Raw genomic sequence first — 15,196 nt, 5'->3', positions numbered from 1 at the left:
CTAACCCGAAACGCCACTCACGACCACCTGTACCGACAGTCCTACTTGACCGCGCCCATCGAAAGGCCGCGCACCAGGTGGTTCTGCGCGATCCAGCCGACGATCATCACCGGCAGCGACGCGAGCAGAGCGGCGGCGGAAAGCTGCGCCCAGTACAGGCCTTCGCTGGTGATGAAGCCGACCAGGAACACCGGCACCGTCCCGGCCCGCGCGGCGGTGAGGTTGACCGAGTAGAAGAACTCGGTCCACGAGAAGATCACGCAGATCAGCGCGGTCGCGGCCACCCCGGGCGCGACCACCGGCATGATGATCTTCCGCAGCAGGATCGGCAGCGTCGCCCCGTCGATCCGGCCCGCCTCGATCATCTCGTGCGGCACCTCCAGGAAGAACGACCGCATCATCCAGATGGCCAGCGGCAGGTTCATCGAGGTGTACAGGATGATCAGCGCCCACACGTTGTCCAGCAGCCGGGTGTTCTGCGAGATCACGTAAAGCGGGATGATCGCCGCCACGATCGGCAGCATCTTCGTCGACAGGAAGAAGCCGAGCGCGTTGCTCGTCCCCTTCACAGGCGCCAGCGACAGCGCGTACGCCGCCGGGATTCCCAGCAGCAGCACGAAAAGCGTCGAAACGACGGTCACGAACGCCGAGTTCGACAGGTACGGCAGGAAGCCGCGTTCGAGCACGCCCGCGAACTGGTCGAGGGTCGGGGTGAAGAGCAGCCGAGGCGGATCGGTGTAGGCGTCGGCCTCCTGTTTGAAGGCCGTGAGGATCATCCACAGCAGCGGGAACACGAACAGGATCGCGATCACCCAGGTCGCGACCGTCAGCGCGCCGGGGCCGAAACGGCTTTTCATTTCGCGCCTCCCTGTACCGAGAACGTGCGGAACATCAGCCGCAGCGCGAAGGTCGCGACGATCATCGTCAGGATCACGACGATCACGCCCATCGCGGACGACTGCCCGATGTCGAATCCTTGGAACGCCCGCTGATAGATGTAGAACGGCAGGTTCGTGCTGGCCGTCCCCGGGCCGCCTTGTGTCATCAGGAAGATCGCGTCGAAGCTGTTCACGATGTAGATCGCGCCCAGCAACGTCGCCAGCTGCAGGAACCGGCTCAGATGCGGCAGCGTGATCGCGGTGAACGTCCGCCAGCGGCCGGCGCCGTCGACCGACGCGGCCTCCAGCACGTCCTTCGGCTGGCTCTGCAGCCCGGCCAGGATCAGCAGCATCATGAACGGCGTCCACTGCCAGACGACCTGCGCCATGACGGCGGCCAGCGGGAATTCCGACAGCCAGTCGACGTCGGTGCCGAAAACGAAGTGCAGCAACCCGTACGTCGGGTCGAACATCGTCGTCTTCCACAGCAGCGCGCCCGCCGCGGGCAGGATGAGGAACGGCGTGATCAGCAGGGTCCGGACCACACCGCGGCCGAGGAACTTGCGGTCCAGCAGGATCGCCAGCCCCAGGCCGAGCAGCAGCGAGAAGAACACGCAGACGACCGTGAGCACGACGGTGTTCAGCAACGCCCCGAGGAACGTCGAGTCGGCGAAGACGTCGATGTAGTTCTGCAGCCCCACGAAATGCCGCGAACCCGGCCGCACCAGGTTCCACGACTGGAACGAATAGAACACCGTCAGCACGAACGGCAACTGAGTCACGGCGACGACGAACAGCAGCGCCGGCAGGAGCGGCAGCCGTCGTTTGAATGGCGTATCGGTGCCGCGTTTCGGAGGCGCCTTCTTCGCATGGGCGGGCTCTGGGCGAGCAGGAGCGGAGATCGTGGCCATCACTGCACCTCCTGATACGACTTGCCGACGGTCTGCGCGTACTCCTGCGACTGCTCGAGCGCTTCGTCCACGGTGATCTGGCCCGCGATCGCCGCCGAAAGCTGCTGGCTCACCCGCGTGCCGAGATCCTGGAACTCGGGGATGCCGACGAACTGGATCCCGGGGTAGGGCACCGGATTCGCCATCGCCTTGCGCTGGTCGGCGTCCGCGATACCGTCCAGAGTCGGCTGCGCGTAGGCCTTGGCGGCCTCGCGGTACTGCGGGATGTCGTAAGTCGATTTCCGCACGCCCGGCGGGACACGGTTCCAGTCGCCGAACTCCTTCGCGACCCGCTGCACGTAGGCCTTGTCGGTCATCCAGGCCATGAACTTGAAGGCGGCGTCCTTGTCCTTGGCGACCTTGGGGATCGCCAAAGCCCAGGTGTAGAGCCAGCCGCTCGCCTGCGTCTTCTCCACCGGCGCCGGGGCGTAGCCGGACTTCCCGACGACCTTGCTGGCCGACGGGTCCTCGTTCGTGCCCGCCATGACCGTGGCGTCGTACCACATCGCGGCCTGGCCTTGGGTGTACCGCGTGCCGCATTCGGAGAAGCCCGCGCTCGACGCGCCGACCTCGCCGTGGTTCCGCACGAGGTTCACGTAGAACTCGGCGGCCGCCTTGAACTCGGGGCTGGTCAGCTTCGCGTTCCAGTTCTTGTCGAACCATTGCGCGCCGAAGGTGTTCGCGACCGTGGTGAACGGCGCGAGGCTCTCACCCCAGCCGGGTTTGCCGCGCAAGCAGATCCCGGCGATGCCCTTGGCCTTGTCGTCGAGTTTCGCGGCGTACTCGGCGATCTGGGTCCACGTCGGCTTGGCGGGCATGGTGATCCCGGCCTGTTCGAACAGATCCTTCCGGTAGGCCAGGAACGACGATTCGCCGTAGAACGGCACCGCGTACATGGACCCGTTGTGCGACAAGGATTCCTTGATACTCGGGATGAAGTCGTCCGCGTCGTAGGACGGATTCGCCGCGATATGCGGGCCGAGGTCTTCGAGCCAGCCGTTCGCGGCCCATTGCGGCGCCTCGTAGTTGCTGATCATGACGACGTCGAATTCGCCGCCCTCGGTGGCCGTCGACGCGGTGATCTTCGCGCGTGCCTGGTTCTCCGGCAGCGACACGAATTTGAGGCTGACGCCGGGATTCGCCTTCTCGAACTCGCCGGAAAGCTCGATGGCGTCCTTCATCTGCGGGTTCGCGACGATCGCGACGACGAGCGTCCGGTCACCGGTCCCGAGCGCCCCCGCACCGGCGCACCCGGTGAGGGTCAGCAGGAGTACCGAGAGCAGAGCGGCTGCTTTACGCACCTTCGCCTCCCGGTATTACCTGCACCTTCAGGCCGGCGCCGCTGCGCATGAGGGCGAGAGCGTCGGGGTACTGCTCCAGCGGAAGGGTGTCGGTGAGCAGCGCGGCGGTGTCGACGGCGCCGTCGGCGACCAGGTCGAGCGCGGCACCGAAGCTGTTCATGACGGCCATCGAGCCGACGACGGTGATCTCGTCGTTGTAGATCCGGAACGGCGAAAGCGCGACGCGTGCTTCGGCGGGCGCGACGCCGAAGACCAGCAGACGGCCTCCGCGCTGAAGCGAGTCGAAAGCGGCTTCGATGGCGGGTGCGGCGCCGGTGCAGTCGGCGGCGGCGTCGAACTTCTCGTCGTCGAGGTCCTTCACGTCACCCGCGACCGCGACCGCGCCGAGGTCCATGGCCCGGCCGAGGCGGGAGGTGTTGCGGTCGACCACCGTGACGTGGGCGCCCGCGCGCTGCAGCAACTGCTGCATGATCAGCCCCATCGTGCCCGCGCCGACGACGAGGAACCGCTCCCCCGCCTCGACCCCGATCCGGCGCACGCCGTGCACCGCGCAGGAGACCGGTTCGACGAGGGCGCCCTGTTCCCAGGTCATCGTGTCCGGCATGCGGTAGCAGTTCGCGGAGGGAACGGCGACGTACTCGGCGAAAGCGCCGTCGACGGTGTCGCCGGTCGCGTTCCAGTTCTCGCAGAGGTTGCCGCGGCCGGACCGGCAAGGTTTGCAGTAGCCGCAGAACAGCGACGGGTCGACGGCCACCCGGTCGCCGATCTTCCAGCCACCCGGCACGTCCGCGCCGAGTTCGACGATCTCGCCGGCGAATTCGTGGCCGGGGACGATCGGATAGGGCGTCGGCGGGAAATGCCCGTCGGCGATGTGGAGGTCGGTCCCGCAGATCCCGCAGGCACCCACCTTGACGACGACCTGGCGATCCCCCGGTTTCGGGTCGGGTACCTCGCCGACCCTGATCTCCCCGGGCTTGTCCACGATCGCGGCACGCATGCCAGCTCCTCTTCTCTCCGCTCAAATGAGCGGGGCAGGCTTATGCTTCGGACTGCATGTCCAGGCATGGTGAACTTTTCCCTGGTGTTACGTCAACCTTTCGGGTAGATTTCGCGCTATAGTGCTCATATGAGCGCCAAGAAACAGTGTCCCGGCCTGGTTGAATCGCTACGCCTGGCCGCGGTGGCTCGGCGCTTCTACGAACAGGGCGCCTCGAAACTCGAGATCGCCGAAGAGTTCGGGATCAGCCGGTTCAAGGTCGCGCGAATGCTGGACACGGCCAGGGAAAGCGGCATCGTCAAGGTCGAGTTCCACCTGCCCGCGCCGGTCGATCTCGTGCTGTCCGAGGAGATCCGCGCCGCGTACCGGCTGGACCGGGTCCTGGTGCTCGAACGAGCGCCGGAACCGGAATCCCGCGAGGTGGCCCGACGCAAGATCGGCACGCTCGCCGCCCGGCTCCTGGCCGAAATCATCACTCCAGGCGACGTCCTCGGCCTTTCTTGGGCACGTTCGGTGAACGCGATGACCGACGCGATCGAGTCGCTGCCGAAATGCCCGATCGTGCAACTGTGCGGCGTACAGGCGGGGATGGACATGCGCGACCGGTCGGTGGAGACGGTCAGCCGGGTCGCCTCCGTCTCGGGCGGCGCGCCGTACCCGATCTTCGGCCCGCTCGTCCTCCCCGACCGCCGCACCACCGAAACGCTGCGCAGGCAGCCGGGTATCGCGGAGACCTTCGGGCAGTTCAAGAACCTGACCAAGGCCGTCGTCAGCATCGGCGCGTGGAAACCCGAAGAGTCGACGGTGTACGACGCGCTCGACGAGGCCGAGCGGAGCGCGATCGCGAAACGCGGCGCCAAGGCCGAAGTCTCGGCCCGCCTGTTCGACGCCGACGGCAACCCGATGTCCACCGGCTTGGCCCACCACGTGCTGGCCATCAGCGCCGAGGAACTCCTCGCCGTCCCCGAGGTGATCGCGCTGGGCTACACGGAACCGAAGGCCGAAGCGATAGACGCCGTCCTGCGCTCCGGCATGGTCTCGACCCTGATCACCGACGCCGCCGCGGCCGTCCCGCTACTCCGGCTGGCCGAGGCCCGCCCACTCCCCTGACCCCGTGTCGTCCGCCCAATCACGCGAGATCGCCCCCCAATCACGCGAGATCCGCCTCCAATCACGCGAGATCGGCGTTCAATCACGCGAGATCGCGAAACCGGGCCGCCTCGTCCTGCGCCGCCATGACCTCGTCGCCGTACCGGAACGCCCACTCCCCGAAGGCCTCGATGGGCGCCAGCAACGTGGTCCCGAGATCCGTCAGCGAGTACTCGACCTTCGCCGTCCGCCCGCAGTCGCGCCGGTGGACGAGACCGTTGGACTCCAGCCGCCGGACCGTCTCCGTGAGCACCTTCGTGCTGATCCCGCCCAGCCTTCGCCGCAATTCCGCCGGGCGCAGCGGACCTTCGCGCAGGGCCCACAGCACGACCGGGTTCCACGTGTTCGCCATCAGGTCGAAGGCCAGCCGGGCACGGCAATCGGCGAGGAAGACGTCGTTCATCGGACCTCCGGTAACCATTCGGTACCCGCGCGGCTTTCTACGGTCGGTGTTGTCACTCGATCTTAGGGAGCAGCACATGCGTATCGGTATTTTCGGGGCGGGCGGGATGGCGGAGGCGCTCGGCGGCCAGTGGTCCGGGCACGACGTGATGGTCGCGGCGCGCGATCAGGCGAAGGCCGCCAAGATCTCCGCGCGGGTCGGAACGTGGGCGGAGACCGCCCGCGCGAGCGACGTGATCCTGCTCGCCCTCCCCGCCGCTTCGGTGCTGGAAGTCCTTGCCGCGGCGGGGAATCTCGACGGCAAAGTGCTCATCGACTGCACGAACGCCGTCGGCCCCGGCGCCGCGCTCACGATCCCCGACCAGGCCGCCCGGATCGCCGCCGCCGCACCCGGCGCGCAGGTGGTCAAGGCGTTCAACCTCTGCGACGTGGACGTCTGGCGGATGACTCCCCCGGTGTTCGGCGGCCGCCCGCTCGCGGTGCCGCTCTGCGGTGCGCCGGAGGGCGTCGAGGTGGTGAGCTCGCTGGTCCGCGACCTCGGCTGCACCCCGCTGAACGCCGGCGGGCTCGACCGGGCGGGGCTCATGGAGGCGACCATGGCGTTCATGGTCGGTCTCTGGTTCGACGGCCACGACGCCCAGGCCTGCTTCCCGCCCCTTCCGGCCTGATTTCAGGGTCGTCCCCGATGCGCCGGGCCGGGCGGTCACGCGAATCTGTGCGCCATGCGGACGAAGACCTGGCGGCAGCTGACCGTGTGGCTGCACATCGTCACCTCGGTGGGCTGGATGGGACAGGCCTTGGCCCTGTTCACCCTCCTGGCGATCGGCCGCACGAGCGCGGACGGCGAGATCCGCGTCGCGGCCACGTCGATGGCGCACGAGATCGACTCGTTCCTGCTGGCGCCGCTGGCCAACGCGTCGGCCTTCACCGGTTTCCTGCTCGCGGCGGCGACGGCGTGGGGATTCACCCGGCACTGGTGGGTGCTGGCGAAGTTCGCGATCACGCTCGTCCAGCTCGACGCCGGGATCTTCCTGCTGTCGGGCACTTTGCGGGATTCCGTCGCCGCCGCCAGGGCCGGTGATCCGCCGCCGGTGGCGCTGGTCGCCGGGACCGCGCTGATGGCGAGCGCGTTGGCTTTCCAGGCCTGGCTTTCGGTGGCGAAACCGTGGGGCAAGGTCCGCTCCGGCGCGAAACTTCCGACCGCGCCGACGTGGGTGTTCGTCGCCGCGGTCCTCGCGCCGCTCACCGACATCACGGTGGGCCTGCTCCTCGGGTACCCGCTGCCGGCGCTTTCACTTGTGGTTCTGGTCGTTCAGCTGGTCCGCCGCCGCATCGTCACAAGTCCGTGAAGGCCTCCTTGAGGGACTCTGGGTCCCTCAAGGAGGCCTTCACGGAACGAGCTACTTCTTGTACGCGCCGGCCACGATGTCGGCCGAGTTGTCCGAAGCGACGCCGTACTCGACGGTGGTCGCGTCGTCCCCCGCCAGCGAGTACTCGGTCATCGACGCGGCCTGCGCGGCCGCCCCGCCCGCGATTCCCAGTCCCGCCGCGATGGCAACGACGACCAGCGCACGCTTGAAGACGCCCATGATTCCTCCCAGCCCCTGTGACACTTACCTGACGAATGTAACACCGATCCGCCGGGTCGCACAGTCGTTTCGGCGGAATGCCGAAATCAGAGCCGGTCCACCGCCGTGATCCGGATGACCGCCGAGCCCGCCTCGTCCGAAGCGGCCAGATCGACCTCGGCGCTGATGCCCAAGTCGTGATCGCCCGCCGGATCGTCGAAGATCTGCCGCACCCGCCAGATCCCCGGCTCCTGCTCGATGATCAGCAGCTTGGGCCCGCGCGCGTCCGGGCCGATGCCGAGCGTTTCGTGCTCGTCGTAGTAGTCCTCGATGGCGTCTTCCCACGCGTCCGCGTCCCAGCCCGACGCGGCGTCCAGCTCGCCGAGCGTGTCGTAGGCACGCCGCGAAGCCAGCTCCACCCGCCGGAACAGCTCGTTGCGCACGAGCACCCGGAACGCTCGCTCGTTCCGCGTGACCGCGGGCGGCTCGGACGGCGGCCTCGTCGAAACCGGGCCCTCCTCTTCGGGATGCCGCAAGGCTTCCCACTCGTCCAGGAGGCTGGAGTCGACCTGGCGCACGAGTTCGCCGAGCCATTCGATGAGGTCCTGCAACCCCTCGTTCTTGGCCTCGTCGGGCACCGTGTGCCGCAGCGAGTCGTAGGTGTCGGTGAGATACCGCAGCACCAGCCCTTCCGAGCGGGCGAGCTGGTAGAAACCGATGTACTCCACGAAGTTCATCGCGCGCTCGTACATGTCGCGCACGACGGACTTCGGCTTGAGCTCGTAGTCCTCGACCCACGGATGCCCCTGCCGGTAGCGGGAATACGCCGCCTCCAGCAGTTCCTCCAGCGGCTTCGGGTACGTGACGTTCTCGAGCAGCTCCATCCGCTCGTCGTACTCGATGCCCTCGGCCTTCATCGCCTGCACGGCCTCACCGCGCGCCTTGAACTGCTGCTGTGACAGCACCGGCCGCGGATTGTCCACAGTGGATTCCACAATGGACACGACGTCGAGCGGATACGACGGCGACTCGACGTCGAGGAGTTCGATCGCGGCGAGCGCGAACGGCGAAAGCGGCTGGTTCAGCGCGAAATCGAACTGCAGGTCCACGGTCAGCCGGACGATACGGCCCTGCTCGTCGGGTTCGTCGAGCCGTTCCACCACACCGGCCGCGAGCAGCGCGCGGTAGATCGCGATCGCGCGCAGGATCAGTTTCCGCTGGGCGGGACGGTCGGAGTGGTTGTCCTCCAGCAGATGCCGCATCGAGTCGAACGCGTTGCCCGGCCGGGAGATCACGTTCAGCAGCATCGAGTGGCTGACGTGGAAGCTCGACGTCAACGGCTCCGGCTCGGCCGCGATCAGCCGGTCGAAGGTGCTCTCCGTCCAGTTGACGAACCCTTCGGGCGCCTTCTTGCGGACGATCTTCTTTTTCTTCTTGGGATCGTCGCCCGCCTTCTCCAGCGCCTTGGCGTTTTCGACGACGTGGTCCGGCGCCTGCACGACGACGTAGCCGTCGGTGTCGTATCCGGCGCGGCCCGCGCGGCCGGCGATCTGATGGAACTCGCGCGCCTTGAGATGCCGTTGCCGCACACCGTCGTACTTCGTCAGCGCCGAAAAGACCACCGTGCGGATCGGTACGTTGATGCCGACGCCGAGCGTGTCGGTCCCGCAGATCACCTTCAGCAGCCCCGCCTGCGCCAGCTGCTCGACGAGGCGCCGGTACTTCGGCAGCATGCCGGCGTGGTGCACGCCGATCCCGTGCCGGACCAGCCGCGACAGCGTCTTCCCGAACCCGGCCGAGAAGCGGAAGTCGCCGAGCATGTCGGCGATGGCCTCCTTCTCCGCCTTCGAAGTGACGTTGATGCTCATCAGCGTCTGCGCGCGTTCGATCGCCGCGGCCTGCGAGAAGTGGACGACGTAGACCGGCGACTGCCCGCCGTTGAGCAGCTCGGACATCGTCTCGTGCAACGGCGTCAACGCGTAACGGAAGGTCAGCGGCACCGGCCGCTGCGCCGAGGTGACCACCGCGGTCGGACGGCCGGTCCGGCGGGTGAGATCTTTTTCGAAGAACGAGACGTCGCCCAGGGTGGCCGACATCAGCACGAACTGTGCCTTCGGCAGTTCCAGCAGCGGCACCTGCCAGGCCCAGCCGCGATCCGGCTCCGCATAGAAGTGGAACTCGTCCGCGACGACCTGGCCGACCGGCGCGTCGGCACCGAAGCGCAACGCCATGTTCGCCAGGATTTCCGCCGTGCAGCAGATGATCGGCGCGTCGGCGTTGACCGCCGAGTCGCCGGTCATCATGCCGACGTTGTCCGCGCCGAAGATCTCGATGAGCTGGAAGAACTTCTCCGAGACGAGCGCCTTGATGGGTGCCGTGTAGTAGCTGCGGCGGCCGTGTGCGAGCGCGGTGAAGTGCGCCCCGACGGCGACCAGGCTCTTACCCGAGCCCGTCGGCGTCGACAGGATCAGGTTCGCGCCGGAGACCACCTCGATGATGGCCTCTTCCTGCGCGGGGTACAGCTCCAACCCGCGCTCGGCCGTCCAGGTGGAGAAGGCTTCGAACAGCGAGTCGGGGTCGGGATCCGCAGGCAGGAGGTCTGTAAGTGTCATCAGAGGACCTATCGTGCCATCCGTTGGTCGCTTCTTGCCCAGGGGTGATCGCGCCCATCGGCGGAAACCCGTAGGCTTCGCGGTACCGCGCACCTTCCGGGCACCATCACCCGGCCGCGCACACAGGCGGTAATCCGAGAGGGCTAAAGGAATGGCACAGGACATCATCCCGATCGAACTCGGCCTGCCACAGGGTGACGTCGTCACCCTCTGGGCGCCGCGCTGGCGGGAAGACGGCGAGGAATGGGAAGCCTTCCTCGGCGACGAGGAAGACCTGTACGCCTTCCCGGACGCCGCGCATCTCGCCGCCTTCGTGCGGACCTCCGAGCAGCACGACCTGCTCGACCACCCCGCGTGGGAGGTCGTCCCGGCGCTGAACGTGCCCGAGCTCATCCCGGACGACGACCACACCTACGACCTGGTGGGCGTCCCCGAGCTGGTGGCCGAGAAGCCGGACCAGTGGACGCTCGGCGAGCTGGCCGAGATCATCGGCATCGTGCGTTCGCTCGCGGACGTGTGCGAGCTGGACGAGGTCCACGAAGTCCTCGACGCGCACGAGAGCTTCTCGCTGCTGGACCAGGGCACGCTGCCCTTCTCCGGCCGCGACGGCGAGCGCCTCTGGGCGGACCTGTCGCAGGCGGTCTCCGAGAAGTGGGACACCGTCCTCGACGCGATCGACGGCCTGGTGACCGTCCCCGACGTCGACGAGAAGGTGCTGGAGCAGACCGCGGAGGAGCTCGCGACCTTCCTCGCGGAGTCCGCCGAGGCCGAAGCGGCCGCCGTCGACGCGGATCTCGTGGACGAGGACGACGAAGACGAGGAAGACGACGAGCCCGTCGGTTTCTGGGGCGAGGTCGGCATCGACCCGATCAAGATCATCACCTCCGGCGCCGAGTACTACACGCTGCGCTGCTACCTCGACGACAAGCCGATCTTCCTCGGCAGCGAAGGCGAGATCGACGTCTTCACCTCCGAGAAGGCCCTCATCCGCGCGATCGCGGACGGCAAGGAGCTGGCGGGCAACGACCTCGCCCAAGTGTCCACTTGGGACGAGGTGACCACGAAGGCCACCGCGGGCGAGCTCGAGATCGAGGTCGACACCGAGAACACCTACGTGCTCAACGGGATCGCCGACGACATCGCCGAAGGCCCGGAGTCGATCGACCCGACGCAGCTGGAGCTGGCCGTCGAGCTGATCACCGACGCCGCCGAGTGGGCCGAAGACGACAGCGTCGAAACCGCGCTGGCCGCCAACGAAAGCCTCGGCTGGCTGGTGTCGTTCGTGCTGCGGCCGGACCCGTCGCGGCTGGAGCCGAGCGCTCCGTTCGATGCCGAGCAGTCCGAATGGCGCAAGCTCGTCGAGACCTTCGAGAACCGCCTCACGGTGTTGTAGCTCGCGCGCTGACGAAAAGCCCGCCGAAGGGGCGTCGTTTCCGCTTCAACGTCAAGTTGAGCGAGGAGGCGCCCCTTCATCGCGTTTTCGTGGGCCTCCGGCCCGAAAGAGGGCGCGCGAGGTGAAGTCTCTCGTCGCGCTGGCGCGCTTCCGAGAGACGGTCTGCCGGTCACCTTGAAGGGCCCCTCAGGTTCGTCCTGAGGGGCTCTTTTCGTCTTTGACGGGCACCAGGGCGACGGCCAGTGCGGGGAAGATCGCGGCCACGCAGAACGCCAGCGCGTACCGCGAATCACCGATCACGAGGCCCAGCATCGGCGGCGTCAACGCGGCGGCGATGTTCTGGCCGGTGTTCTGCGTGCCCATCGCCCGCCCCGCCCAGGCGAGCCCGGCCATCTCCGCCGACGCGGTGAACCCGAGCCCGTTGTCGGACACGGTGATCACCGCGGCCAGGACGAGCGCCAGCAGCACCAGCCACGGCCACGTCGCGTCCCCGAGCGCGACCAGCAGCATCACCGCGCCGCTCGCGATCGCCAACTGCCGCATCGGCCGCAGCCTGCTCCCGACGCGGTCGGACCAGTAGCCCGACACCAGCCTGCCCAGCGCGCCGAGGATCTGGACGGCGCCGACGAACCAGCCCGCGGACGCCGCCGTCCAGTCGTGCATGGTCACCAGGTACACGGGGGTGAACGCGGAGACCGTGAACTGCGGGACGACGAGCAGCGCGCTCGCGCCGTGGACCCGCCACAACGCCGGCCTCCGGTACGGCGACGGCGGTTTCTCCCCCGTCGTCCCGGATTCCGGACGCGGTGGGTCGATCAGGAGCCACGCGACCAGGAGCGCGACGCCGATCGCGGTCAGCGCGGGCAGCAGGAGCGAGACCTGGAAACCCCAGCGGTCCGCGAGCGGCGGGAGGCCGAAGGCGGCGACGCCCACCCCGAGCGGCTGGGCCATCTGGCGGATGCCCATCGCGAAGCCGCGTTCGGCCGGGCCGAACCAGCCCAGGACGGCCCGGCCGCTCGCGGCGTTCACTGACGCGGTGCTCGCGCCGGCGAGCAAGAACACCCCAAAGAGGATCCCGAGCGAGTGGTCACCGACGGCCGCGTACACGAGGAGTAACCCCGAGACGCCGAGCCCGATGGCCATTACCAAACGCTCTCCGTAACGGTCCGCGGCCGCGCCCCACAGGATCAAGGTGAACAACAGGCCAAGACTCGGCGCCGCGACGACGGTTCCCGCTTCGGCGAGCGTGAGACCCTCCGCACGCTGCATCGACGGCACCAGGAACGGGAGCCCGTAGAGGAACGAGCAGCTCGCGGTCTGCGCGGCGAGGCCGAGCGCGAGGATGAGCCAGCGTCGTTTGCCGCCGATCCCCACGTCCACGACCTGCGCCATCTTCGCCACCGTTCCACTATTTGGGAGACAACTCCTACATAGTGAACGATAGTTGTCACTGCTAACTAACGCAAGGCCGCGTACCCGGGCTTGATGACCGTGTTGATGATGTCGAGCCGCCGGTCGAAATCGAGGAAGGCGGATTTCATCGCATTGATCGTGAACCACTCGAGATCGGCCAGCCCGAAGCCGAACGCCTCGCTCAGGGCCGCGAATTCGCTGGTCATCGAGCAGCCGCTCATCAGGCGGTTGTCGGTGTTGACGGTGACCCGGAACCGCAGCCTGGCGAGCAGGCCGATGGGATGCTCGCCGATCGAGCGCGCCGCTCCCGTCTGGACATTGGACGTGGGGCAGATCTCGAGCGGGATCCGCCGGTCGCGGACGTAGGCGGCCAACCGTCCCAAATGGACCGTGCCGTCACTGTCGGTCTTGATGTCGTCGACGATGCGCACGCCGTGGCCCAGCCGCTCCGCGCCGCAATGCTGAATCGCCTCCCAAATGGACGCGAGCCCGAACGCCTCCCCGGCATGAATGGTGAAATGCGCATTATTCGTCCGCAGAAACTCGAATGCGTCGAGATTTCTGGTAGGCGGGAATCCGTCTTCCGGTCCGGCGATGTCGAACCCGACCACGCCGGCGTCGCGGTAGCGGACGGCCAGCCCGGCGATCTCCAGCGCCCTGGCGTGCTGGCGCATCGCGCAGAGCAACGTCCCGACGCGGATCCGGCCCCCGGCGGCCGCCACTCTCCGTTCACCTTCGGCGAACCCGGCCTGAATGGCCTCGACCACCGCATCGAGTGACAGTCCGCGTTCGACGAAGAGTTCGGGGGCATAACGCACCTCGGCGTAGACGACGCCGTCCGCCGCGAGGTCTTCCACCGCCTCGGCGGCCACTCTGACCAGCGCTTCCTCGGTCTGCATCACGCCGCAGGTATGCGCGAACGTCTCAAGGTACGAGACGAGGGAGCCGGAATCGGCGGCGTCGCGGAACCAGCGGCCGAGTTCCACGGGATCGGTGGTGGGCAAGGCCTCGTAGCCGGTCTGTTCGGCGAGTTCGGCGACCGTCGCGGGACGCAATCCGCCGTCCAGGTGGTCGTGGAGGAGAACCTTGGGAGCGCGGGCCAGTACCGCCTCCGGGATGCGGGATCTGCTGCTTTCAGAGGACATACGTAACGGTAACCAGCCTGTCATTCCCCTACATGGCTGTAAGTCTCATGCTTGACTTAACCCTCGGCTTTGTGGATCACCGGCTGAATCGGCCATCAGGGCAGAGCTCGGCATTGTCCGATACCCGGGGGCCATACGCAGAGCAATTTCGCAATGGATAAGCTTCACGTCACGTCCCTCCCATTTCCCCGCCCACGAAGGACACCGCAGTGACCACTGACAACCACATTGCAGCCCCGTCCTTCGACCGGATGCGCAACATGCTGGTGCGCGCGGCCGAAGTGCGTGAGAGCGAACAGCAGCAGATCTTCGACGCGCTCGACGACATCTACGCACGTCTGGCCCCCGTCGACTCGCTCGGCGCGGTGCGCAAGCGGCTCTCCGAGATGCCCGACCGCACCGAGACCAGCGTGCTCGCCGAGCGGCTCGACGAGACCATGTCGCGGCTCGAAGCGCAGGACACCGCGATCGCCGCGCTGACCCGCGCCGTCGAAAGCATCGTCGACAAGCTGGCCAAGCCGTTCGCTCAGCTCGACGGCCGCCTCGACGGCATGGCCGCGCGTCTGGAAGGCGTCGGGGGCCGGATGGACGGGCTCGAGGACAAGCTCCAGAACATCCACCGCCGTCTCGACGAGCTCGGCGCGCACCTCGACAAGCAGGACGTGAAGACCGACGCGCTGCCGCAGTCGGTGATCGGGCCGGTGCGCGAGCGCGTCGAGCAGGCCGAGTCCACCCTGCGGGACCGCGTCGACACCGTCGACCGCGAGCTGCGGACCCGCGTCGAGAACCTCGACAAGGCCACCAAGGAAAGCCTCACCGCGAACACCGAGGCGCTGAAGACCGCGCTGACCGAGACCGGCGAGATGATCGACGCTTCGGAGCGCCTCGACGGCCTCGGCGACCGGCTCGAGAAGGTCACCTCGCGGCTCGACGACCTGGCGGAGCGGCTCGACAAGGTCGAGGACGGCTTCACCGGGCGCCTCGGCGACCTCGACGGCTCGATCCGCTCCGGTCTGTCGAAGGTCGAGAGCACGCTGCAGAAGCAGCCGGACACCGACTCGGTCGACTCGCTGGTGCGCAAGAGCAACGACGAGTCCGTGCGCCGCATCGGCGGCCAGCTGGACGAGGCCATGGCGACCTTCGCGGAGCTGATGCTCGGCGGTGGCCCGGCCGTGCAGCAGATCTCCCCGCCGCCGCCCGCCCCGCGTCAGCCGCGTCGCAGCTCGCGCAACGGCCGGGCGCCCAAGGCGGCCGACGCCAAGGCGAAGGCCGACGGCGGCGACGAGTCCTCGGACTGACGCCCTCGCTTAACGCGTGAAGGCCCCCTTCCCACGGCTTCGCCTGGGACGGGGGCCTTCACGCTTCTCCGGCCACGACCTGCGTTTAGC

At 67.8% G+C, this 15,196-nt stretch carries 14 protein-coding genes; 5 read left to right on the top strand and 9 right to left on the bottom strand.

Annotated elements, in window-relative coordinates; all coding sequences use genetic code 11:
* Window positions 1–41: 41 nt before the first annotated feature.
* From AMK34_RS28625 to AMK34_RS28610, 4 genes are read right to left on the bottom strand one after another with little or no spacing between them, the layout of a single operon-like run.
* The gene (locus AMK34_RS28625; RefSeq protein ID WP_073847430.1) at window positions 42–857 is read right to left on the bottom strand and encodes a carbohydrate ABC transporter permease; all 816 of its coding nucleotides are present in this window, start codon (window positions 855–857) and stop codon (window positions 42–44) included.
* The gene (locus AMK34_RS28620; RefSeq protein ID WP_073847429.1) at window positions 854–1,789 is read right to left on the bottom strand and encodes a carbohydrate ABC transporter permease; all 936 of its coding nucleotides are present in this window, start codon (window positions 1,787–1,789) and stop codon (window positions 854–856) included. Before AMK34_RS28620 ends, AMK34_RS28625 begins: the two co-directional genes overlap by 4 nt.
* Window positions 1,789–3,129, bottom strand: a complete 1,341-nt coding sequence (locus AMK34_RS28615; protein WP_073847428.1) for an ABC transporter substrate-binding protein — start codon at window positions 3,127–3,129, stop codon at window positions 1,789–1,791. The genes AMK34_RS28620 and AMK34_RS28615 overlap by 1 nt, the downstream gene beginning before the upstream one ends.
* Window positions 3,122–4,126 carry a zinc-dependent alcohol dehydrogenase family protein gene (locus AMK34_RS28610; protein WP_073847427.1) on the bottom strand — a complete coding sequence of 335 codons (1,005 nt, stop codon included), beginning with the start codon at window positions 4,124–4,126 and terminating at the stop codon, window positions 3,122–3,124. The genes AMK34_RS28615 and AMK34_RS28610 overlap by 8 nt, the downstream gene beginning before the upstream one ends.
* A 129-nt stretch (window positions 4,127–4,255) precedes the next feature.
* On the opposite strand from AMK34_RS28610, the gene AMK34_RS28605 reads away from it, so the two are divergent.
* On the top strand, window positions 4,256–5,236 hold the full coding sequence (locus AMK34_RS28605; RefSeq protein WP_073847426.1) for a sugar-binding transcriptional regulator: 981 nt from the start codon (window positions 4,256–4,258) through the stop codon (window positions 5,234–5,236).
* 82 nt (window positions 5,237–5,318) lie between these two features.
* Here AMK34_RS28605 and AMK34_RS28600 read toward each other — a convergent pair whose 3' ends face one another.
* On the bottom strand, window positions 5,319–5,678 hold the full coding sequence (locus AMK34_RS28600; protein ID WP_038519405.1) for a winged helix-turn-helix transcriptional regulator: 360 nt from the start codon (window positions 5,676–5,678) through the stop codon (window positions 5,319–5,321).
* 76 nt (window positions 5,679–5,754) lie between these two features.
* On the opposite strand from AMK34_RS28600, the gene AMK34_RS28595 reads away from it, so the two are divergent.
* Complete coding sequence (locus AMK34_RS28595; RefSeq protein WP_073847425.1) at window positions 5,755–6,345, top strand: NADPH-dependent F420 reductase; 591 nt, start codon at window positions 5,755–5,757, stop codon at window positions 6,343–6,345.
* Window positions 6,346–6,399: 54 nt separating this feature from the next.
* On the top strand, window positions 6,400–7,026 hold the full coding sequence (locus AMK34_RS28590; protein WP_073847424.1) for a hypothetical protein: 627 nt from the start codon (window positions 6,400–6,402) through the stop codon (window positions 7,024–7,026).
* 51 nt (window positions 7,027–7,077) lie between these two features.
* Here the strand turns inward: AMK34_RS28590 and AMK34_RS28585 are convergent, their stop codons facing one another.
* Both AMK34_RS28585 and AMK34_RS28580 read right to left on the bottom strand, forming a co-directional pair.
* Entirely contained in the window at window positions 7,078–7,266 is a 189-nt protein-coding gene (locus AMK34_RS28585) for a hypothetical protein (RefSeq protein ID WP_038519413.1), read from the bottom strand.
* A gap of 86 nt (window positions 7,267–7,352) precedes the next feature.
* Window positions 7,353–9,857, bottom strand: a complete 2,505-nt coding sequence (locus tag AMK34_RS28580) for a DEAD/DEAH box helicase (protein ID WP_073847423.1) — start codon at window positions 9,855–9,857, stop codon at window positions 7,353–7,355.
* 151 nt (window positions 9,858–10,008) lie between these two features.
* On the opposite strand from AMK34_RS28580, the gene AMK34_RS28575 reads away from it, so the two are divergent.
* A complete protein-coding gene (locus AMK34_RS28575; RefSeq protein ID WP_038519419.1) occupies window positions 10,009–11,250 on the top strand; it encodes a hypothetical protein in 1,242 nt (413 codons plus the stop codon).
* Window positions 11,251–11,436: 186 nt separating this feature from the next.
* Here the strand turns inward: AMK34_RS28575 and AMK34_RS28570 are convergent, their stop codons facing one another.
* Both AMK34_RS28570 and AMK34_RS28565 read right to left on the bottom strand, forming a co-directional pair.
* Complete coding sequence (locus tag AMK34_RS28570; RefSeq protein WP_073847620.1) at window positions 11,437–12,642, bottom strand: MFS transporter; 1,206 nt, start codon at window positions 12,640–12,642, stop codon at window positions 11,437–11,439.
* A gap of 65 nt (window positions 12,643–12,707) precedes the next feature.
* Window positions 12,708–13,808 (bottom strand): adenosine deaminase, encoded by a 1,101-nt coding sequence (locus AMK34_RS28565; RefSeq protein WP_073847422.1) that lies wholly within the window; start codon window positions 13,806–13,808, stop codon window positions 12,708–12,710.
* A gap of 209 nt (window positions 13,809–14,017) precedes the next feature.
* On the opposite strand from AMK34_RS28565, the gene AMK34_RS28560 reads away from it, so the two are divergent.
* On the top strand, window positions 14,018–15,106 hold the full coding sequence (locus AMK34_RS28560; protein WP_038519424.1) for a hypothetical protein: 1,089 nt from the start codon (window positions 14,018–14,020) through the stop codon (window positions 15,104–15,106).
* Window positions 15,107–15,196 lie beyond the last annotated feature (90 nt).

This window comes from Amycolatopsis sp. CB00013, from assembly GCF_001905755.1.
Lineage (GTDB): Bacteria > Actinomycetota > Actinomycetes > Mycobacteriales > Pseudonocardiaceae > Amycolatopsis > Amycolatopsis japonica.
This window is presented reverse-complemented; position numbering and strand designations above follow the sequence as displayed.

Coding starts and splice junctions, on each gene's coding strand:
- AMK34_RS28620 (WP_073847429.1), bottom strand. CDS start 1,789: ATGGCCACGATCTCCGCTCCTGCTCGCCCAGAGCCCGCCCATGCGAAG.
- AMK34_RS28605 (WP_073847426.1), top strand. CDS start 4,256: ATGAGCGCCAAGAAACAGTGTCCCGGCCTGGTTGAATCGCTACGCCTG.
- AMK34_RS28580 (WP_073847423.1), bottom strand. CDS start 9,857: ATGACACTTACAGACCTCCTGCCTGCGGATCCCGACCCCGACTCGCTG.
- AMK34_RS28610 (WP_073847427.1), bottom strand. CDS start 4,126: ATGCGTGCCGCGATCGTGGACAAGCCCGGGGAGATCAGGGTCGGCGAG.
- AMK34_RS28585 (WP_038519413.1), bottom strand. CDS start 7,266: ATGGGCGTCTTCAAGCGTGCGCTGGTCGTCGTTGCCATCGCGGCGGGA.
- AMK34_RS28590 (WP_073847424.1), top strand. CDS start 6,400: ATGCGGACGAAGACCTGGCGGCAGCTGACCGTGTGGCTGCACATCGTC.
- AMK34_RS28595 (WP_073847425.1), top strand. CDS start 5,755: ATGCGTATCGGTATTTTCGGGGCGGGCGGGATGGCGGAGGCGCTCGGC.
- AMK34_RS28575 (WP_038519419.1), top strand. CDS start 10,009: ATGGCACAGGACATCATCCCGATCGAACTCGGCCTGCCACAGGGTGAC.
- AMK34_RS28570 (WP_073847620.1), bottom strand. CDS start 12,642: ATGGCGCAGGTCGTGGACGTGGGGATCGGCGGCAAACGACGCTGGCTC.
- AMK34_RS28600 (WP_038519405.1), bottom strand. CDS start 5,678: ATGAACGACGTCTTCCTCGCCGATTGCCGTGCCCGGCTGGCCTTCGAC.
- AMK34_RS28565 (WP_073847422.1), bottom strand. CDS start 13,808: ATGTCCTCTGAAAGCAGCAGATCCCGCATCCCGGAGGCGGTACTGGCC.
- AMK34_RS28625 (WP_073847430.1), bottom strand. CDS start 857: ATGAAAAGCCGTTTCGGCCCCGGCGCGCTGACGGTCGCGACCTGGGTG.